Genomic DNA, 19,800 nt, shown 5'->3' with positions numbered 1-19,800 from the left:
GAACTCGTGCCATGCGTGCCGACCTGCTAGACCGCTACATTGCCCGCCTGTGCGCCGAGTCGGCGGGCCTCGATTCACTGCATATTGACGTGCCCTATATGGCCGGCCGCAAGCGCTACGAAGCCGGCAGGCCCTGGCCCAACCCGCTCGGCCTGGTCTACCGCGCGCAGCGTATCGCCCGCCTGGGTTATGCCGACGCCGCGCACGGCCGCCCGGTGCGGAAACTGCGCGACCGCGCTGCGCCGGTTACTAACGTGACCTACCCAGCGCCTGACCCCGTAACCGTAACGAACTGAAAGGAACCCGCTCCATGCGAACCCTGACGCTGCCGCTCAAAGGCGAGTATTTCGACGCGATCAAGGCTGGCGTCAAGCTGGAAGAATTTCGGGCTGCCACACCCTATTGGCGTCGGCGTTTGGAGGGGCAGGGCTTCGACCAGATAGAGCTGACACGTGGCTATCCGAAGCGCGCAGATGACGCACGAAGACTTGTGTTGCCCTGGAAGGGCTATCGCTTGACGACGATCGTTCATCCGCACTTTGGGGCAGATCCAGTCGAGGTTTTCGCCATTGATGTATCGCGCTAAGGAAACGGTTCAGTGAATCCGATCAAGCAGCACTTCCGACTGAAAAAACCATGTGCGAATTGCCCGTTCCTGAAGGAGGGAGCCATTCCGCTAAGCCGCGGGCGCTTGGAGGGGATTATTTCTACCCTGATCGAGGATGATCACTCGACTTTCCAGTGTCACAAGACCGTGCATTCAAACCGGGGTGGCAACTGGGACGATGAGGGGAACTATGAACCCTCGGGGCACGAGTCGATGTGCGCAGGCGCTGCGGCATACCTCATGAAGAAAGGCAGGCCGACCGTGGGTATGAGATTTGCCTTCGCCACTGGAGATGCTGCCCCCAGCGACTGGGATTCAGCGAGAGAAGTCGTGATCGACTGACAGCTTGGGATTTTTCGGGACAATGAGAAGTTGGTGGAAACCAAGGAGGTTTTCACTTATGCAGCTTTTCGAGAACGACCGTCATTCCAGTCCAGTCCTTCATGGCGATGTCATCGACCAATTTTTTGCCCCCGTTCAGTTTGACGCGCTGACGTTGCTGGCCGGCGATTACGAGCGCGAGAAGGCCCGTGTCATTGAGGTACATGGGATCATCACCCAGGAAAAGGTTTCTGGTGTGCTGGGTTATTTCTTCGATGGTAATGGCAATGACCAGTACGGTCGTAGCGCAAGCATTCGCCATACCAGCGCCTTCGGCGAAATATTCCAGCTTGAGGGCGCGCTGAACGAGTTGACCGCAGCCTATTGGCAGCGTGCGCTCAATCAAACTGACCTTATGGAGCACATGCCGCAGGCCCGCCGTAGCCAATGGCACAAAACCCTGAACGCCTGGCGCGACCACAACTACAAACGCGGCGAGAACCCTGAGCTGGATATGCCAGAGTTCAATCTCGACAACCTGCGTGCAACGATTCAAAGCCTCCTCTCCCGCCGTGTTGAATTCTTGGCCGAGCGTGTTGATGGCATCTTCCGAGCCCTGTCGCGTACCCATGTGACCAATCAGCCAGAAGGCTTTTACAAGCGCGCAATCATGAGCCACGTCTATAACGACTGGGGATCGACCGATCATGACCGTGAGGGCTATATCCACGATCTACGCATGGTGGTAGCCAAGTTCATGGGCCGCGATGATCCGTGCCGTGCTTCTACCACTCGCATCCTGCACCTGGCACGGGCAAGCCGGGGCGAGTGGGTTGAGATAGATGGCGGCAGCGTTCGCGTTAGGGCATACAAGGTGGGTACCGCTCACCTTGAAGTCCATCCGGACATGGCATACAGGCTCAATAGCGTGTTGGCGTTCCTGCACCCGATGGCCATCCCGGAGAGCTTCCGCAAGCGCCCAGCAAAGCCGAAGGCATCTGGCTTCAACAGCAAGACACTTTACGAGCGCCCCCTATCGAACGCTGTGACATCGCTGCTCAGCAGCGCTGAGACATACTGCTACCTGGAGAAGACGACCAACTTCCGCCGCGAATACGACCAAATTAACGTACCCAATACGCTGTGTATCTCCGTGCGCGAGCGTGCGGACAGCAAACACCTGCTTGATGAGGTGGGCAGCGTCATGGCGGCTCTGGGCGGGGTTCTGACCACCTGCCCCAAGCATGGCCGCCTAACCTACTGGCAGTTCGACTATGACCCGCGTGACGCTGTTGCAGAGGTTGCCGCACGTGGCAGCATTCCCGACCAGAAGAGCTATCAGTTCTACCCGACCCCTCCGAATCTCGCACAGCGCCTAGTGGACTGGCTGGATATCAGCCTGCTCGACACTGTATGCGAACCTCAGGCTGGCCAGGGCGGCATTGCTGATCTGCTGCCCAAGGATCGCACCCGTTGCGTCGAGGTCAGTCCGCTGCATTGCCAAATACTGAGAGAGAAAGGACACAACGTCATCGAGGGGGATTTCCTCGCCTGGAAACCTGGTACCTCCTTCAGCGTGATCGCGATGAATCCGCCATACAGCGAAGGCCGCTGGCAGGAACACCTCCGTCACGCCGGCACACTTATTGAAACCGGCGGACGACTTGGGGCAGTGCTGCCGACAAGCGCCCGGAGGCTCGCTGCCGATCTGCTACCTGGCTTCAAGCTCGAATTCTCCGAGGCGATTGATAACGCATTCGACGGTACATCTATCAGCGTTCTGCTGCTCAAGGCCACTAGAAAGCCCCTGTAATCACCACACCCGCTTTACCCAGACGGGCGACGGCTATAGCGCGGTGCAGTAAATGCACCTACTTGAGTTGGCAATTTCTCCCGCGCTGGCATGCTTATGCGACAAATCACTGGAGCTTCATCTATGCGCAAATTGTTCATCTACGCCCTTGTTGGCCTCTCGCTGGTCGGCTGCGATTCGTCGCGAGATTCGGGGGGCGCAGCCGGTACCGCTGCTGTCGAGCACGAGCGCACTCTGCGCTACAGCAAAGCAGAAGACGGCTCGACGGTGATTCAAGCTATTCGCATCACAAACGGCCAGCGTGCGGTCGATACAGCAGCTGGGAAGGACGCAGTTCAAAGCAGGGGGGGATTCATGAACCAAGTCGCCTTCAAAGAATGTGGCCGTGTGAACTTTGCCAGCACGGGGCCTGGTGAGGGCGTTGTTCAAGGCATCCATACAGGGCGTGGGATGACTGCTAAATGCAAAATCCGAAACTGGGACGGTCAGTGGCATATTGTTGAAAGCAGATAATCGAAGCGAGCACAAAGGAGTAATCATGGAAGTTGTTGCAATCAAAAGCCTTAGAACACTTAGTCATTCGCAGAAGGAAGAAATACTGCGGATGGCTGAACGCTATAGCCTAGATTTGGTCAACCGACCAATCAGCGCTGATCACCCCATGTTCGGCGTAGTTCGCGCCTGGATGCTGACTGATATCGCCCTTCAGCTTGATCCAGCAATTAGCCTTCAGATCAATTCTGAAGTAGTAATCGCTGTAAATGTTGCATCAAAAGTTATAGGTTTCATGACCCTGAGCCGAGCTAATGACTCCGCAACTGCTTGTGGAATAAATTATATCTGCGTTGATTCAGCACATCGCAATCAGGGGGTCATGACTGCGATGATTGACAGCCTGAAACCACGCTTCACCGATATAGCACTCAGCTGCTTTCCAACACTCGTAGAAGCGTATGAAAAGATCGGATTCGTAATGTGCGAGTCCCAAGGAGCTCAAGTCGCTATGCGTATTGGCGACTCGTACAATATGAATGTCATAGACCCCAATTACTTGAACAGTCAAAGAGCCGTTTCGCTGGAAGCACAACGCTTGATCAACGAGCTCGGCCCTAAGCGAGCAGTCGCTATCAATGATGAGTATGACGCGGAAACAAAGCGCATCTCTAAAGAGGTCACGGCTTTCGTTGAGAAACGCAAAACAGCGGCATCGAAAACGGGCTACTGACCACGGTCGGACTTAGCGGTTCATGACCCATCTACATAGGTTGGTCAGGCAACGACCCGGCCGAGAACTTAGGCCACCTGCCGGGTTGGTTGCCCCTCCCCCTCCCCCTCCTCCCCTACCTCTTCTATTCCAAACATACATGCTCTCGCCGGGCTGGGTCCTCTTCATTCCTGGTAGGGTCAAACAGCTCGAGCGCAACTGTGGGCTATGGTGTGGGACATATCATTTGGGATTTTCCAAACGTCTTATAGGTTCTGGCCTGTAGCCGATTTGTATGGGGATACCTTATCCTCCTACATTCCGGCGAGATCTGGCGCGATTGCAGTATCAGCGCCTGCGAACAAACGAGCCGCGAGGAATCCGTAGTGAAAAACCATGCTTCGAATGAGCACGCTCAAAGCGAGCCGATTTCTGGTGAGATTTACCACGTCACGCCAACCCGTAATCTTGAGTCCATCTTCCGTGACGGTTTACGGCCGCAGATTGGACCTCGCTCCGAACTACTCGGTGAAGCCAAGGAAATGGTCTATTTCTTTGGGTCGATGCTGGCAGTAGAAGAGGCACTCAGTAACTGGCTTGGTGAAGCGCTTGATGACGAGCCTGGAGCGATTTCCGTTCTCGCCGTTGATCGCTCCGGTTTACACCTCGTTTCAGATGCGGGGTACGAGCTTGCTTGCCTTCACCTTGTCCCAACGGAGAACATTTCTCTCGCTTTTCAGGATGACGTGCCGGTGGATGAAAAGAATGGCCCGGTGACCGAGGGCACCTCATGAGCAAACTGACCCCTAAGTTCGTCAAGGATGTCGACCAGCCCGGCTCCTACCAGGACGGCCGAGGGTTGATTCTTCGTGTGTCAGCTACCCTGCGAAAAAGTTGGGTCTTTCGCTATATGCTGGCGAAGCAGCGGCACGATCTGGCCCTGGGGACATTCCCTGCCTTGAGCCTCAGAGACGCACGGCTGGAGGCTGACAAGTACCGGCTCGATATCGCCCGTGGCGTCGATCCAGCCGCTGAGCGTGCGAAGGCCAAAGCCGCCAAAGCCTCACGAACTACAACGAGCCACACGTTTCGGTCTTCGGCGGAAAGGTACATACGCACGCATTCGTCGAGTTGGTCTAAGAAGCATCACCAGCAATGGCAGAATTCACTCACGAAGCATGTCTACCCTGTCATAGGCGGATTTCGGATAGCCGAGGTCGACACGGACGATATCCTGGATGTGCTGACGCCGATCTGGAGCAAGATCCCCGTCACGGCGAACCGCGTCCGGAATCGCATAGAGCTCGTGCTCGATGCAGCGAAGGCACTGAAGCTTCGGCAAGGTGAAAACCCCGCACGGTGGCGTGGTCATCTCGACAAGCTCTTGCCCAAGCAATCGCATACGGTAGTCCCCTTCCCGTCTCCGACACCTTTACGCACTGCCGAGCTGTTGGCCAGGCTCGATTCCCTGGATGGGGCAGCAGCTCGTGCTGCTGAATTCGCAATTCTGACTGCGACCCGTAACCAAGAGGTGAGCGGGGCCCAGTGGCCGGAAATAGATTGGGAGGAGAAAATCTGGTACATCCCAGCAGAACGCATGAAAGCGGGCAAGGCTCACCGGGTACCCCTTACCGAGCAAATGCTCGAGGTGCTACGGCAGCAGGTCGGAAAGCATGACAAATGGATATTTCTCAACTCCTGGCGAACAGGCCCTATTCCCGGCAATGCCATGGCAAGGGTGCTCGATCAGCTCCAGGTCGATGGCGTCGTACCGCATGGGTTCAGATCTACTTTTCGGACGTGGGCCGCGGAAGAAACCGATCACCAGCGAGAGGTTTGCGAAATGGCTCTCGCGCATACCCTCAACAGTAAGGTTGAAGCAGCATATAACCGAGGTGACTTGCTAGATAAGCGTCGCGCCCTGATGAAGGATTGGGGGGACTTTCTTGTCGCCAACGCTCCCCAGGTGAAAGGTGAGGTATCGGATCTGGTTTCGGAGCTTGCCCCTGATGCTGGGTCGGACCTGGCCAAGGTGCAGCCGGCCGCTTGACCACCGAGGTGAGGGCGCTCAGCCAGAAGCGCCCGAATAACAACCAATTTTGCCTGAACTGTGCCCCCCTCCCTCGCAGTTCCTATATTTCATAGGTGAGATCAGAATGGAAGTTTCTGCTCCACCACCATAGCTGTGGCGTTGTACTTCCTGCCGATCCGGAATGTGTCCCCCATAGTCGTGATAGTACGACCACGAAGATCGGTCGCTTTCTTGTCCTCAGCCAGGAAGCGCATGGCATCGGCAATCCGGTGCGCGAGCTTGCCGATCGCCTGGTTGTATCGGTCAGCACTACGACCGATCTCCAGGGCAGCATCCAAGGTTGCACCATGCAACAGGGCGTCGGCCACCCACTCACCGACCTCTTTAGCCGTGTCGTGATCGTTCTTGCGGTCTGCGACCTTACCGAGCAGATAGAACAGAAAATCGTCGTCACGGTTCGCCGCCCACCCGTTGATGAAGTGGCACTCCATCTGGAACACGTCGAACAACGAGTAGAGGGTGCCATCCGACAGCATGGACAGTTCTGGGTAGAGAGCTCGCAGCTGCGGGAATTCTTCCTCCCCGTACTCCGGCACCTCCTCCGTCGGGTCGTTCAGCGTTTCCAGGCGCAGGCCGGCAGCCTGGGCCCAGACCTCTGCAGCTCGTTCTTGAGCATGCTTGGCGGCATGAGCGATATCACCACGCCACTTCGCTTCAGCTTCCTTCACGGCGTTGAACATCACCTCCGAGACTGGCTCAAAGCCCGCCTCGAACTCGACGTTACCCAGCGCCGTGTAGACCCAGCCTTCAGCCGCCGGCCCTTCGGGGATTTCAGGCCGGGCCGGCAGCAGCGCCAGATCCAGGGGATCGCGCAGCGTCATCGGCTGCCCGCGATAGGTGAAGTCACCACTACCAGGGAGAACACCACCCACCAGGAGGTTGGCGAACGCGGCTTTCACGTCGCCCTCCTCCTGGAAATCCCCCGGCAGTCGAGCATTGAAGGGGCGGTGCAGGATTAAGCGGCCAGTCGCCCGAGATTCAAGGGTGGCTGTGTCCATCGCCGCAAGAGTTTCCGTTTGGTAGGGAACCGGCACTACTCCCCAGGCCTCGACGGCTTCCTTGGCAGAAACAGTTGCTTCGGCAATCAAGCTGAGAGCCAGTTCTTCGACCGTTAAGCTGCGGGCCATCTCTTGCAGCTGTGCATGCGGCTGCTCCTTCTGGCGCTCTTTCACCAGGTGCACCAGCTTGTCGAAGACGAATACCTTCCCGTCATTGACCAGGTAGGTTGCATTCGGGACGCCAGACACGTTTCGCAATTCTTCCTTCAGCGTGTCATTCAGGCCCCCGAAAAAGTTGCTGTACTCGTCCACGACCAGCATCCGCGGCCGTTCAGTTTTAACGTTTTTGTCGTTAGACATGACTCATTTCCTTTCCAGTGCCTCAATGGGCATAAACGGCGACCAGTCACTCGCCGAGCAACAATTCATTCGCTGGCTTGGCCGAAAGAGGTGCCTCGAATATTGTTGGCCTCGTCACAGATCCGGGCCACCTCCAGCATCGCTTTCAGCGCTCGCTCCTCCGTCTCCCTCGTGGCGAATGCAATCATGAACCCATGCAGCAGACCGGCGAGCATTGCCCCACTGTCCGCAACGTTACGGTTCCCTGCCACGGCGGAAAATTGCTCCAGGAGGGGAGCAGGTGCCTTCAGAAGAAATTCCTGGCCGAGGGATTTTCCGATACTTGCCGCATGGACACACTGGTGAGCCAGGGCTTCTTCAGGCGACATCGGTGTACCGTCATAATGCTCGAAAGACGCCTTCACATGGTTGCGACCGTGCATGCCGGCGGCGATGCTTTCAGCTCCCTGACGGATCTTCTCAACTGCAATACTGGCTATGCTGAAGTCTGTTTGCGCTTCATCCATAACCGCGGCCAACAGGCGTTCATCGACGTTTTCAGTGCTATCCATTTGATCCTCCGTTGATAGTTATTTACCTCCATTTCAAGTTCTCATTCAATTGAAAAAACCCAAGCTCCCGGTGGCCAAACCGAGCTCACAAAAAAGGCCGGGATCACCGGCCTTTTATTCTGGAAGATCAGCGGAAGCGCAAACTCACTGGGTTCGCCATGTCTCGACTACATCAGCGCCATGCTCTTGCTTCCACTCCTTGAGCGTCTTGTGGTTGCCGCCCTTGGTCTCAACGAGCTCACCCGTGTTGGGGTTGCGGTAGATCTTGACTGCTCGTTGCGCACGAGGTTTGCCAGGCTGATGGGTAATCTGCTTTCGATAGTCCGGGTCAAGAATCGCGATGATGTCACGCAGGCTCTTGCCATACTCAGACATCAAGGCCCGCAGCTTTTCCTCGAACTCCATCTCTTTCAAAAGGGCTTCATTTCCGCTCAGCTTCTCCAGGCGGTCCTGAAGCTCCTTGATGGCTTCCTCTGTGGCTCGGTACTCGGTGATGAGGGACATCTTGTCTCCTTGGTTTTGGTTTCATGGCCCTGAGCCGTGACGGGGCGCGCCAGGCTTGCTAGGGCTGCTGGTTAGATCATGCCTGCCGATGCAAGGAATGCATAGCCTGCAAGGTATCCGGCGCAAGGCCAGAAGGCGTAAAACTGAATGTTGGCGAACAGTTTCTTGTTCATGGCGTCCAGGAGGGCTAAGCCTCCTCCTCCAAGCGGTTGATTTCGGCAATTACGCCCTGCATGTTTTCGATCGCAATTTCGGCGGCTTTCCGGGCCTTGCCGAACAGTGATTCCTTTCCTTCAAGCAGGGAGTCGAGGCGGTTGTTCTCGCGCCGGAGCTGCTTAGCAATGGCATCAAAGTCTTCACCCTCAGGGGGTTTCTTGCCCTGGAGCTTGAGTTCCATGGCTTCGGACTGCTTCAGCATCAGATCGCGAACAACGGTACGCTGAGTCGCGCTTTTTTCGTCGAACCCATTGATGCTTTCGAAAACCTTCACGGCCGCTTTCACACTGGACAAGGCTTTGGTGCCTACTTCGGACTTCCCTGCCTTGGTTTGAGTGGCTGCCTTCTCAGTATTCACGCCAGATGCACCATTGCTGCTCGAGGGAGCATTGTCACCTCCCGCCTGGCCGCCGGCGGCCTCGGCTGTCTTCTCTTCGGTGCAACCTTCAGCCATCTGCTGAGAAATACTCGCCGCCCCATCCGGAGCATCCGGAGCATCCGGAGCATCGTTCGTAGCATCTGAATCATCAGCCGAAGAATTGGACGCGGAGCCACCCTCGCCACCGAAGAGGTTCGGGCCAAAATCCATTATTGTGTCGTCCTGAGGTGTTTGCATGTGGGGTACTCCTTTTCTGTTCGGGCTTTAACCTATGAAATCACCCTTCCAAAAAATCCCAACCCTCACGTCTCCTCAGCGTATCTGGCCTGCATTTTTGCCTTCACCCGATTCTCCAGCCTCTTTGCTACGTCCACAACAAACGCAAGGAACTGAAGATCGAGGCCTTCCTCAACCTCATTCATGATGTCGTCGGCAACGCCCTCAGCTTCTCGACCAAACTGCATTCCTGCATCAGCCATTTCGAACAGTAGCTGAGCCGCTGGCTTTCTCTCCGAGGTATAGAAAATGTCCGACTCTTGCTCGATCGCGGCTATTTGGTTAGCCGGCGCTTCGTGTGCTGAATCAGCATCTTCATCATCGTCAAGCGGCACCGGCGGTGGCAGGTGACTGCTTTTTTCTGGGGGCGGAAGTGACTTATTGGACAACGCAGGTTTCGCTCTGCCCTCCTCTCTCATGTCCTTCGCGGCCTTACGTATTGCCTTAGGCCCGCGGCTACACAACTCTTGCTGAGCCTCTTTCTCGAGCTTAGCCACCTGTTCCGCGGCGGATACGCTCACTTCACCAGATTTGACAGCATCTAACAGCTCTTTGGTGCCGTCCCGGACAACCTTGCAGGCAGAAGACACAGAGCGTGGGCTGATACCCAGGACTTTGGCTGCCTCCTCAATAGCCATCTTTGCGGCTTCCAACTCCTGCCCGGCTGCTTTCTCCAGGTCAACAGTGATAGCGCTGTTCCCACGCAGTGAGGACAGCTCGGCAGCGATCAAAGCCCGTTGTGCTACGGTGAGCTGCCGGCGGTAGAGGTTCAAAGAGAGGACGTAACCCAGGGCATCATCTCCTGTGTATTCCTCTGTTCGTGGTTCGATCAGCAGATCCTTGCAAACGCGATATCGGTTACGCCCATCAAGGATCTTTCCTTCATAGAGAACGATCGGTGCACGCTGTCCGTTGGTATCGATATCTTCAAGCAGGGCTTCGTAGTCATCACCGATGATTAGCGGAAAAAGCTGAGCGTAATCGTGAAACGCCAAATCATAGCTTTGCATAAGCAGCTTCTCGTTCCGGGTTTTATCAAGGAACGATAAGTCGAACACATAAATAAATGACGCCTTTTCAGGTCGTTTTTGCGTCTGAATTTGCGGCCATCTTGCTGGCCTGCCTTCGACATTCGCGCAAAAAAAACCCTGCCGTTTAAGCAGGGGTTGTGATCTACAGAAGCCTAGGACAATAAATCTAAATCAATATTAAATCTTCTCTTGAAGTTGGCTTATTAATTCCTCGAGAGCTTCCTGATCTGGTTTGGTGTCAACGAATCTAAGCGACTTGTCTGAAAGGACTTCCATGACGCCCCATTTCAATTCATGTAAATCCTGGCCCGGCTCCGGTGGCGTCTCCCAGTAGGGAAAGCTTCTGACTACATGAGGCGGCATCTTTGTGATCATGGCTGAATCTCGGTATTTTCTGTCAAGGCAAAGGCTGCATGCTAATCAGTGTATAAATATACAGTCCTGCATCACTACACAAAAACGGCGTCAAAGGTTCGTCATCTTTTCAGCTCGTAAACTGGTTGCAGGACGGCAACACCTATAAAAAGTTGTCTCATAGCACAGCATAAGCTAGGGCCATGTCTACAGCAAACATTAGGCCATCACAGACCATTTAAGGCGTGATAAGTTTCATTAATTTGATGCTTTTTGAGCTTTTCTGACCGCCGTTAAGCCGACCCGCTCCTACAGAAGGAAAGCGAACTGGCGGTGGTAAAAGCATAGGTTATCGCGGAGATCTATGTGGATCATTTCCCGTCCGGAGTATGGGATGGCCCGCGGATAGCCACCCTTTGAGCTTCTGTGCTAAGCCCATCGCGCTCGCCCTACTCTTCGCGCGCGCTCAAACAACAAGGGAAGCGAATGAGCTTGTGCGCGCCCTAGATATCGACTCCAATCGGATCTAGGCATTGGCCACGGTTCATTCGCACTTACTCACTGACACCTTCGGCCTGAGCCAGCCTTGCTTGCGCACCTCTGCCATCGCCGCTTCCAGCTCAGGAATCGAGGAGATGTCGCAAGACACCGTTGGTTTTTTTCCTTTGCGGTCTGTGGGCAACTGCAATATGACCTGTTCAGGATCGCTCAGGGAGACCTTGAATTTTATGCTCGGGAGTGCGCTAAAGATGATGCTCGCCTTCGTTAGGTTCAGCTCGGCTGAAGCCTGCCGCACCTCACCTTCGTGCTCATACGCCAGTGAGATACGGTGTCTGGTTGAATTGCTCATAGATAATCCCTGGCGCTTGGTCTGCGCAAATTTGCGTGACGCTTAATGCTTTGTTTTGAGCCCGCGCCTCGCCTCGGATGAACCGATCCTCGCTGCTCAACATGTGAATCCGCGCAGGGGCCGAACACTTCAGCCAGTGCTCTGAAATCACAGAAAACAGCTCGATACGGCTCAGGCCGAGCAAATGCTCAGGCTCAATCTTTGACAGCTGTGCGAGCGCGGTGAATCGTGTCTGCGGTTGCACCCTGAGCTCTGGTTGCGCGACTGCGGTTGCCATATATCCCTATCTCGAAGTCTGAAAACCATATTCTGTCATGGCATTTCGCCTTCGTGTTCTCGTTTTCTAACCTGTTTCGCGTCTGAAATAATTCATTACAATATTATTGATAATCATTCGTTTGTGATCAGGGAGCGGTCTATGGTCTTCAAGAAGGCCTCAAACTGTTCAGCCAGCCGCTTCGCGTCGACCGTTTTCTCGCATCGAAATTCGACTTTTTTTCCATCTACACGAACCTTGCCTATCCCACTGATTTCTTTATCGGTGAACTTGCCCGGGGTCTTCTGCTGATCACGCGAGGCAACCTCCTTCGCTAACCACCGTAGGGCATGCTCCTGCGTCCATTGATGATCGCGCATAGAGGTAACTGCTTGAAGAAGCAACGCCGGCTCGGTGCGACTGAATTCAATGAAGTCCTTTGCCCATTTCCCGCCGATAAGCCCCGGATTCGTGTCTAGTATTGCTCGCACTTCCTCTGGCAGATCCATAAGGAGAAGGCATCTGCTAACTATCGAATGGTTGACACCTACTCTGCGCGCGAGAGCACGAATCGAGCTTTCCTCCCCTGCTCGCATGATCGCGGCATAGGAACGTCCGCGCTCATACTCGGTTAGAGCTTCCTGTCCCTCGTTGTCGGTCAGGGCCAAGATCTTCGCCATTGCATCCGTAACGGAGCGCACATAGGCAGTCACAGTTTCCCTGCCGAGCAGCTTGTGAGCACGCCAACGACGCTCACCGCCGATCAACTCATAAGCTCCATCGCCTACAGGTCGGACCGTCAACGGCTTCACCAACCCAACAGAGGCGATCGAGTTCGCTAGGTCCTCAATAGCTGCTTCGCTGAAGGTCAAGCGAGGCTGAAAGGGAGATACCCGAATCGAATCGACCTTTACCTCAGCGAGAACGCCGCTGTCACTTGCGGCAACAGACTCATCATTATTAGCTGATGCTGGAGCTAACACTGCGCCCGGACTTGGAGCACTGACCTCCTGTTCTGCCCGCTGTGCGGCAAGCATGTCTGCAACGGAAACCCTGAGATTGGGCTCAGCAATTTCCGTGGGTGGGCGAACCCCCGTGACCCACTGAGGGGGGGCCTTTTTTTGACCTGGGTAATCCTCCGACTTGGCCATATTTCCTCCGAAACCAAGTGGTGGTGCTCCGAGCACCACTGAAATTCTCAAGTTTTAAGTGGTGCTCCGAGCACCAATATTCTTCGCATACACTGCTGGTGCTCGGAGCACCACTTAAATCTAACGGCCCTGGTGCTCCGAGCACCACCTCAATCACTGAGCGGCCAGATCGCGTATTCGTTTCAGCGCCTCACCGAACACGCTGCGCATCGAGTCAATCGTTTTGGAAGACGCACCTTTCCAGACAAGCAGGGGAACGCCTTGATCAAGTGCCTTTCCGTAATCCTCGGAGTAATAGAGTTTTTCCTCTGATACCCGACCAGGGAAAAGATCGTTTAGGACGACCAGGTTATTGAGGATGCGTTTGCGGTTACGGATGAACATCGTAGGGATAGCAAGCACCCCTGGAGAGCGCCGATATGCTTTCGCAAATCGAACCATCCAGTCGTTAAGCCGCATCAGAGCCCTGAACGAAAATTTGTCCATCCGCACGGGGCAGAGGACAAAGTCGCTGGCAACGATGGAGTTCTTGGTGAGCCTGGAGGCGGTAGGCGCGTTGTCGAACAAAATCACATCATACGAGGAGATATCGACCCCTGGGATTTCTCCGCTACGCGCCCGCTCAAGCCACCCGGCATACCAGAAGTCCATGTTGTTTTCGGCATCGAGTGCGACGGCCAGGTCTTCAAGGTACGCATCCGCCGGAATCAGGTGTGGCCCATTTTCACCGAATGGCTTCTTGACGACCTCCTCGAAAGTCATGGGATCAAAACATCTCACCCGGAGATCTGGACTCAGGAGGCTACCAAAGTGGCCGGCGACATAGCGATCGGCAGGTATTCCCATTGCCTCGAGATCTGATAGCGCGAGATCGGGATCGTAGCCAAACACGCTGGACGAATCGCCCTGGGGATCGTTATCAACGCAAAGCACACGTAGACCTGCAAGCTGAAGGAATACCGCAAAGTTGACTGAGGTTGTCGTCTTTCCAGTACCGCCTTTCTGCACGAACGTCGAAATCACAATCTGGCGAGGCAGACCCTTTGCGTAGCCTTTCGCTCGGCGAAGCGCTGCGATGTCAAAAATATCGCGAAGCGTATAAGCCCTCGACGTGACAGTTCCGCGCGGGACCCGTCGAATTTCGATGCCGTTTTCGTCTTCAATGTCTTTGAGGCGACGGGTGGTAAGGCCGAAGCAGTCGGCCGCGAACTGGGGAGGGTAGAGGAGGGTGTCGAAGTCGGTGTAATTGACCGTTTCTTCTTCAAACTGCTCGTTTGACTGCTGCATGACAATCCCTGCATTTGCTGAATACAGGGTGGATGATAATACGTAAAGCCGTATTTTCAAGGCTAAATCACGGTAGGGGTCTTTTTTAGGTTGCTTATCCCGAACTGAAGGCTGCTGGTTCTGCCGGTCAGTTCGGGTTAATGGCTGTTTTTTAAGTATGGACGCGAACTAGATTTTTCATGGAGAGGGCAGGGCAGTTCTATGATCTGGTTAGGCGTACTGTTTTTGAGCTTGGGTACGTGCGCGTTTGAAGTCAGCGCTGATGTAGTTGACTGTGAATTGAGTGTCTAGGGGATGCGATTCGACAACCACCTCGGTGGTGCCAGAGAAGAAGGTCACGTTCTCAAAGCCAAGGCCAAATTCATCAGTGCTGATTTGTAGTTGGTTCCTGAAGCTATCTAACACCTCCTCCAGATGGAGCTTGTCAGCCTTCACCGTAGCGACATCCAGGACCCCTTCAGCGTTAAAGGCCAGCTGGATGTCAGTAACACCATCGAGGTTGACTTCCCACTCTGAAAGGTTCAGTACCGGCCCGCCGGTGTAGGACGTACCAATCTTGTCAATGATGGTGTAGCGCTGCTGGACGTCTACGATCGTCGTAACGCCTACAGCTAGGCTTACCGGCTCCGGCGCTATAGCCGCCATGCTGAGCAGATAAGCTGCGACGCCCGCGTAAGCGGCAGTGTTCATTGGGTTCCTCCAGGTCGTGTTCGGTTTGGATCATTTTCTCCTCACCGACCTGGCGGGTGTGCTGCTTTCCAACCGAATTGTCGTCGGAAAAACGGCACTTGGACTCTGAGTCTGCTTTTGGCTTTGGCTCCTCAACCTCAGAAAAATTAGCTTTCCAGTTTTAAAAGCCTTTTAACTGTTTTTCTCTTGTTGTTCTCTTGTTTTTAAGGGGCTGGAGCCCTAGTGCCACGTGGCTTCCAGAGGAGCATCGACTACAAATTACGGTATTGCGACTACAGATTCCGGCTTTGCGACTATGGATTCCGGCTGACGCGACTACAGATTCCGGCTATGACGACTACAGATTCCGGCCGTTATCCACAGCCTATATGAGGGGGCCTGGGGCTGCGTCTAACGACTACAGATTCCGGCTGTAGGCTTGTGCGCATAGCACGAGTTTGAGTTTTTAAGGCTCGATTTCAAGCAATTTTGTGTGCTGAATTTGCCAAAGCGGCCTGTGTACGCGGGTGTTGTTTTGTAAGTCGTTGTTTTATAAGAATATTTTATTCTTTCCGTCGTTTCTTTGACGTTTCCCCTCGCGTTGCCTTGATTTGGTGTGGAATCGCCAATAAACAGTCCTGCCTGCCCTTCTCGGAGCCAATCGACTACAGATTACGGCTGCTGTGCTAGCCATTTGCTCGATACGACTACAGATTACGGCTATGCCTAGATGGGCGTTACCAGGCAGCAGTGACGCCCAATTCTTTGCTATCGACTACAGATTACGGCTGCGGATCGGAGGTATCGCGCGCCATCGACTACAGATTACGGCTGTTGTACGCGCCGGAGGGGAAGCTAATCGACTACATATTACGGCTGCCACCTATCGACTACAGATCCATGCACCTTCGAGCTATCTGAACAGGTGGTTGGCTGTAAGGCCCATGGTTACTGGAGGTTAGAGATTAGACGACTCCTGGGTATCGACTACAGAGGAATCTCTCTGTAGGGTTCCGTTATTAATCGTAGGGCCAGACATGTCCAATTTACCCAAACCTACTAAACCTGAACCTAAGCCGCTCCGGGTCACGAAATCCAATACGCTGATTACCGCGTCGTACCGACTGACCCTCAACGAGCAGCGGTTGATCCTCGCGGCTATCAGCAAGCTCGATCCACGAAGGCCCATGCCGAAAAAGGTGTCCGTGTCGGCCGTGGACTATTCGGATATCTACGGCGTCCAGCTCAGGCATGCCTATGAGCAGATGAAAGTGGCAGCTGATGAGCTGTACGAGCGCGACATCAAGACCTTTGACGGGTCCGGCATGGAGCGGAAGCGCTGGGTTGATCGGGCCAAATACCTGGATGGTGAAGGTCGCGTTGAGTTGTCGTTCACCATTCATGTCATGCCCTATCTCACGATGCTGTACAGCAAAGTGACTAGCTATGATCTACGTCGGGTAGCCTGCCTGGACTCGAGCCATTCATTCCGGCTGTTCGAGATGCTGATGCAATTTCGGAAGACTGGATGGGCCTACATCGAGGTTGAAGCCTTGCGGGTAGCCCTTGGCTTGTCGGATGCATATCAACGATTCAACAACCTCCGCCAGAGGGTCATAGATCCGGCAGTTGAGGAGCTGAAGACAAAGAGCAATCTGGATGTCAGCTACGAGTTGAGAAGGGAAGGGCGGAAGGTGATCGCAATCAAATTCACCTTCTGTGATCTCGCACAGCTCCCGCTTAATCTGGAACTTGACCCTGAGGATCTTCCACCGCTTCCTGAGTATGACCCTGCCGAAGAAAGCGAATGGCTGGTCACTAAGCCCCTGGGCGAGTTGGCTGAAGCTCAGGAAGCTGGACTGCTGTTCGCTGTTTCGGCGGATGAAGAAGATCAGCCTGATTAGCATGCGTCGTCATCTGACGACCGTTTGTGCCTTTGTGAGCAGTGTCGTCTGTGCCTTTTTTCCGCCCATGTCGTCATTTGCCGCCCTTTTGGTGCCGCTCCCACAAAAAACCCGCCTTAATGGCGGGTTTTTCTTGGCCCGGTCTGGAGCGCGCAGAGCTCAGTAATTAGGCACAAGCGTAAAGAGGCTTCGCCGCCATTGGCATACATCCTCGCCTGTTGCTCGGCCTGCATTTTTGAGTGCGTCGAAAACGCTCAGGGCAAACGACATTGCAGCCTGGTCGTCTTCGTGGAGGTCGACAATCACAACCGGAAACTGGTCGCCGTCATCGGCATCAGGTGTTGCTATGGCGACTGTCTGAATCCCCCAGGTGATGCCATCATCGTAAGGTTCAACAACAAACCGCTTGAGCCGGCGAATCATGCCGTCACGAATCATCTGAATCAGATCGGTGCATGCCGGCTCCGATTGGCGGTGCTGGAAAAGTTGGATGGCTGTCATAAGCTACGGCTCCCTTGATATGCAGTCATCCTGCCAGCAATCCTGTAAATCCCAAACGGAATTCCCCTGGCGTTGTTCTGCGTCGGATTGGTGGCGAACCCTAGCATTCTTCTCCCTCCTGGTTGGGCGTGCTATTTCCCGCGGGAGGTGGTGGGAGATCAACGAGGGTGGGAGTGGCTACGCAAAATGCTGTTTGCATGCCAGAAACATCTCCGTCCCAGCACTCGCATTCGGCATCCCAAGATTCGCGATCAAAGTCGAAGGTTGTCCCGAGATCAACAGCCCCATCCAGGGTGGTGTATGCCCCGCTCAAGGTTCCGTTGATCAGCACCGCGTAGCAATCGTCGCCGATTTGCAATGCTTTCCCTGGATTGGCTTCAAGAAGACGCTGATAGCAAGAAAGGATCTCGTCGTAATTCATGATTGCTGCTCTGATTCCGGGTGTGAGAAGACATTGCCAGCTCTCCAGAAATACCCAAATCCTGTAAAGGACAGAGCTAGCAGCACCCCGCTTGGGTTTGTGCGTGGCTATGCAACCATGGAGCCATATCAGAACGGAGATCCAAGGGATGAACTTCACCCACGAACAGGGGCCAGCGATTAACTCGTTGGCCCGTATCGTCAAGCTGGTGGCTTTTGCTGGAACTGGGAAGACCACCACGCTTGTTGGCTATGCCAAGGCTCGGCCTCAATGTCGTCTGCTCTACCTCTGCTACAACAAAAGCGTCGAGATTGCTGCCAAGCAAAAATTTCCGCCGAACGTGACGTGCAAAACAGCCCACGGCTTGGCTTATGCGTCGATCGGATCGAAGTACAGACACAAGCTCACGAGCAACCTACGCCTGACCGACATCGCAAGGATTATCGGCTCTCAGAACTGGGAATTGGTGCGCAGCGTGCAAGAAACGCTGAATAATTATTTGGCAAGCGCGGATGACGACATCGAGCTCTGTCACTGCCCTGTCAGTAAGCTGAAAACGGAGCGAATGAAGCGCGCCGCCGGCAGCATCGTAGAAGGAGCCAGGCAGCTTTGGGGGCAAATGTGCGACATCCATAACGAGGCTGCGAACATTACGCACGATGGGTACCTAAAGCTCTGGGCTCTCTCGAAACCAAACTTGCGGGACCGTTACGATATCGCGCTTGGAGATGAGGCACAGGACATCAATCCAGTGATTGCAGGTGTGCTTGCGCAGCAGGCGGCATACGGTATGGGTGTGGTCGTTTGTGGTGATGGCCATCAGATGCTGTACCGCTTCAGGGGGGCCGTAGATGCTCTCAATGCAACCTGGCTCGACAAAGCGGAAGTCCATTACCTCACTCAGTCGTTTCGGTTCGGGTCTGCCGTTGCGCACGTCGCCAACATGGTTCTCGCGTTCAAGGGTGAATCCCGCCAACTGGCTGGGCTTGGCGGCGAGACTCGTGTTTCCAAGGCACTACCTGCTGACCTTGAACATCGCACCGTACTCTGCCGGACGGTGGTTGGAGTGATCGAGACGGCGCTGGCCAATGTAGAGACTGGCGCAAAGATCTACTGGGTTGGGGGGATCGAGGGTTACAACCTCCAGGATCTTGAAGACCTACATGCGCTATCGAAGGGGTGGCGTGACCGAGTGAAGGGGAAAAAACTCCTCCAGGAATATCCTGATTACGATCTCTACAAGCAGATTGCCGATGAAAGCCAAGACCCTGAGATGAACCGCTCGATCAAGATCATCGAGCAGTACAGCGCGGATCTCCCAGAGTTATTTGCCAAGCTGCGGCGTAATGCTGTCACCGATGAGCTTGAAGCCACCATCACTCTCAGCACCGCGCATCGTTCGAAGGGCTTGGAGTGGGATGCGGTGCAACTGGCTGAAGATTTCACCTTCGATCCATTCAATCCAGAGAACGAAAAGGAACCATGGATTGATGAGATGAACCTCCTCTACGTCGCGTGTACCCGCGCCATGCGAGTTCTTGCTGTCAACTCGACGATGTTGGAGATCATGAAAGAGTTCGTCGACCGGCGTGACGGCCGCAAGCCAAATACCCCGATGGTTTTCAAGAAGAAGCAGGTAGCTGCCGCGTAGTGCTCCTCGAGCATGCTTCGACTTTCGAAAACCACCCACTGATCACAGGAGATATTCTCATGCCCATTTCTACAGGCCAGGCAGCTTTGCTTCAGCAGCTGCGGGATCAAGGCTATGTAGTCTTGCTCGTTGAGCCGAGCGAAACTGAACACATCAGTCGAGAAAGGTTGGAGAGCCGTTTGCGGGCCGATGCTGCGGATCACATTGAGGATCTGTTGTCCCTTGAGGCAGTCCGAGTTCGTTGAGCTGACACGTAGCAAATAAAGCCCGCCTCGAGCGGGTTTTTTGTGAGCGGATTTTGGGATACTCGATAATACCACCCCTTCAATCGCGAGATGGCTTTCGCACCCTCGGCGTCGCTTCTGGTTAACATGGAGCGGAGGGGGAGGAGGGCGCAAGGGATA

The 19,800-nt window shown here is 54.6% G+C and carries 21 protein-coding genes; 10 read left to right on the top strand and 11 right to left on the bottom strand.

Annotated features, from left to right (window positions below; all coding sequences use genetic code 11):
* Positions 1-11: 11 nt before the first annotated feature.
* The 8 genes from QMX98_RS03520 to QMX98_RS03485 all read left to right on the top strand — a co-directional run bounded on the left by QMX98_RS03520 (position 12) and on the right by QMX98_RS03485 (position 5,995).
* On the top strand, positions 12-296 hold the full coding sequence (locus QMX98_RS03520) for a hypothetical protein (protein WP_099169458.1): 285 nt from the start codon (positions 12-14) through the stop codon (positions 294-296).
* A 14-nt stretch (positions 297-310) separates the two neighbouring features.
* The gene (locus QMX98_RS03515; protein WP_099169457.1) at positions 311-586 is read left to right on the top strand and encodes an RNA-binding protein; all 276 of its coding nucleotides are present in this window, start codon (positions 311-313) and stop codon (positions 584-586) included.
* 12 nt (positions 587-598) lie between these two features.
* Positions 599-949 carry a hypothetical protein gene (locus tag QMX98_RS03510; protein WP_099169456.1) on the top strand — a complete coding sequence of 117 codons (351 nt, stop codon included), beginning with the start codon at positions 599-601 and terminating at the stop codon, positions 947-949.
* A gap of 58 nt (positions 950-1,007) precedes the next feature.
* On the top strand, positions 1,008-2,741 hold the full coding sequence (locus QMX98_RS03505) for a DUF4942 domain-containing protein (protein ID WP_169884892.1): 1,734 nt from the start codon (positions 1,008-1,010) through the stop codon (positions 2,739-2,741).
* A 123-nt stretch (positions 2,742-2,864) separates the two neighbouring features.
* A complete protein-coding gene (locus QMX98_RS03500; RefSeq protein WP_102685586.1) occupies positions 2,865-3,254 on the top strand; it encodes a hypothetical protein in 390 nt (129 codons plus the stop codon).
* A 25-nt stretch (positions 3,255-3,279) separates the two neighbouring features.
* On the top strand, positions 3,280-3,966 hold the full coding sequence (locus QMX98_RS03495) for a GNAT family N-acetyltransferase (protein ID WP_102685585.1): 687 nt from the start codon (positions 3,280-3,282) through the stop codon (positions 3,964-3,966).
* Positions 3,967-4,331: 365 nt separating this feature from the next.
* On the top strand, positions 4,332-4,739 hold the full coding sequence (locus QMX98_RS03490; protein WP_208218927.1) for a hypothetical protein: 408 nt from the start codon (positions 4,332-4,334) through the stop codon (positions 4,737-4,739).
* Positions 4,736-5,995, top strand: a complete 1,260-nt coding sequence (locus tag QMX98_RS03485) for an integrase arm-type DNA-binding domain-containing protein (protein WP_084342292.1) — start codon at positions 4,736-4,738, stop codon at positions 5,993-5,995. Before QMX98_RS03490 ends, QMX98_RS03485 begins: the two co-directional genes overlap by 4 nt.
* Positions 5,996-6,096: 101 nt before the next feature.
* Here QMX98_RS03485 and QMX98_RS03480 read toward each other — a convergent pair whose 3' ends face one another.
* The 9 genes from QMX98_RS03480 to QMX98_RS03440 all read right to left on the bottom strand — a co-directional run bounded on the left by QMX98_RS03480 (position 6,097) and on the right by QMX98_RS03440 (position 14,940).
* Positions 6,097-7,395 carry a hypothetical protein gene (locus tag QMX98_RS03480; RefSeq protein WP_011600732.1) on the bottom strand — a complete coding sequence of 433 codons (1,299 nt, stop codon included), beginning with the start codon at positions 7,393-7,395 and terminating at the stop codon, positions 6,097-6,099.
* Between the two features lie 65 nt (positions 7,396-7,460).
* The gene (locus QMX98_RS03475) at positions 7,461-7,946 is read right to left on the bottom strand and encodes a hypothetical protein (protein ID WP_011600731.1); all 486 of its coding nucleotides are present in this window, start codon (positions 7,944-7,946) and stop codon (positions 7,461-7,463) included.
* A 144-nt stretch (positions 7,947-8,090) separates the two neighbouring features.
* Positions 8,091-8,450, bottom strand: a complete 360-nt coding sequence (locus tag QMX98_RS03470; RefSeq protein ID WP_011600730.1) for a histone-like nucleoid-structuring protein, MvaT/MvaU family — start codon at positions 8,448-8,450, stop codon at positions 8,091-8,093.
* 187 nt (positions 8,451-8,637) lie between these two features.
* Positions 8,638-9,282, bottom strand: a complete 645-nt coding sequence (locus QMX98_RS03465) for a hypothetical protein (protein ID WP_282410258.1) — start codon at positions 9,280-9,282, stop codon at positions 8,638-8,640.
* Positions 9,283-9,347: 65 nt separating this feature from the next.
* Positions 9,348-10,331 (bottom strand): hypothetical protein, encoded by a 984-nt coding sequence (locus QMX98_RS03460; protein ID WP_023082874.1) that lies wholly within the window; start codon positions 10,329-10,331, stop codon positions 9,348-9,350.
* Positions 10,332-11,250: 919 nt separating this feature from the next.
* Positions 11,251-11,556, bottom strand: a complete 306-nt coding sequence (locus tag QMX98_RS03455) for a hypothetical protein (protein ID WP_023101938.1) — start codon at positions 11,554-11,556, stop codon at positions 11,251-11,253.
* 390 nt (positions 11,557-11,946) lie between these two features.
* A complete protein-coding gene (locus QMX98_RS03450) occupies positions 11,947-12,963 on the bottom strand; it encodes a ParB/RepB/Spo0J family partition protein (RefSeq protein ID WP_023101939.1) in 1,017 nt (338 codons plus the stop codon).
* A 153-nt stretch (positions 12,964-13,116) separates the two neighbouring features.
* The gene (locus tag QMX98_RS03445; RefSeq protein ID WP_124097836.1) at positions 13,117-14,250 is read right to left on the bottom strand and encodes a ParA family protein; all 1,134 of its coding nucleotides are present in this window, start codon (positions 14,248-14,250) and stop codon (positions 13,117-13,119) included.
* A 210-nt stretch (positions 14,251-14,460) separates the two neighbouring features.
* Complete coding sequence (locus tag QMX98_RS03440) at positions 14,461-14,940, bottom strand: partitioning protein (protein WP_124097835.1); 480 nt, start codon at positions 14,938-14,940, stop codon at positions 14,461-14,463.
* A gap of 1,016 nt (positions 14,941-15,956) precedes the next feature.
* Between QMX98_RS03440 and QMX98_RS03435 the strand changes: the two genes are divergently transcribed.
* The gene (locus QMX98_RS03435; protein WP_124097834.1) at positions 15,957-16,823 is read left to right on the top strand and encodes a replication initiation protein; all 867 of its coding nucleotides are present in this window, start codon (positions 15,957-15,959) and stop codon (positions 16,821-16,823) included.
* A 159-nt stretch (positions 16,824-16,982) separates the two neighbouring features.
* Here QMX98_RS03435 and QMX98_RS03430 read toward each other — a convergent pair whose 3' ends face one another.
* Together QMX98_RS03430 and QMX98_RS03425 are read right to left on the bottom strand one after the other, a co-directional pair.
* Positions 16,983-17,324: a hypothetical protein gene (locus QMX98_RS03430; protein ID WP_124097833.1), complete on the bottom strand. Its 342-nt coding sequence runs from the start codon at positions 17,322-17,324 to the stop codon at positions 16,983-16,985.
* A 100-nt stretch (positions 17,325-17,424) separates the two neighbouring features.
* Entirely contained in the window at positions 17,425-17,745 is a 321-nt protein-coding gene (locus tag QMX98_RS03425) for a hypothetical protein (protein ID WP_124097832.1), read from the bottom strand.
* A 148-nt stretch (positions 17,746-17,893) separates the two neighbouring features.
* Between QMX98_RS03425 and QMX98_RS03420 the strand changes: the two genes are divergently transcribed.
* Entirely contained in the window at positions 17,894-19,396 is a 1,503-nt protein-coding gene (locus tag QMX98_RS03420) for a UvrD-helicase domain-containing protein (protein WP_124097831.1), read from the top strand.
* The last annotated feature ends 404 nt before the right edge of the window (positions 19,397-19,800 follow it).

It is taken from the genome of Pseudomonas sp. PS02303 (assembly GCF_029959925.1).
GTDB lineage: Bacteria > Pseudomonadota > Gammaproteobacteria > Pseudomonadales > Pseudomonadaceae > Aquipseudomonas > Aquipseudomonas mandelii.
Note: the sequence above shows the minus strand (reverse complement) of the source record. Positions and strands in the feature narration are given on the sequence as shown.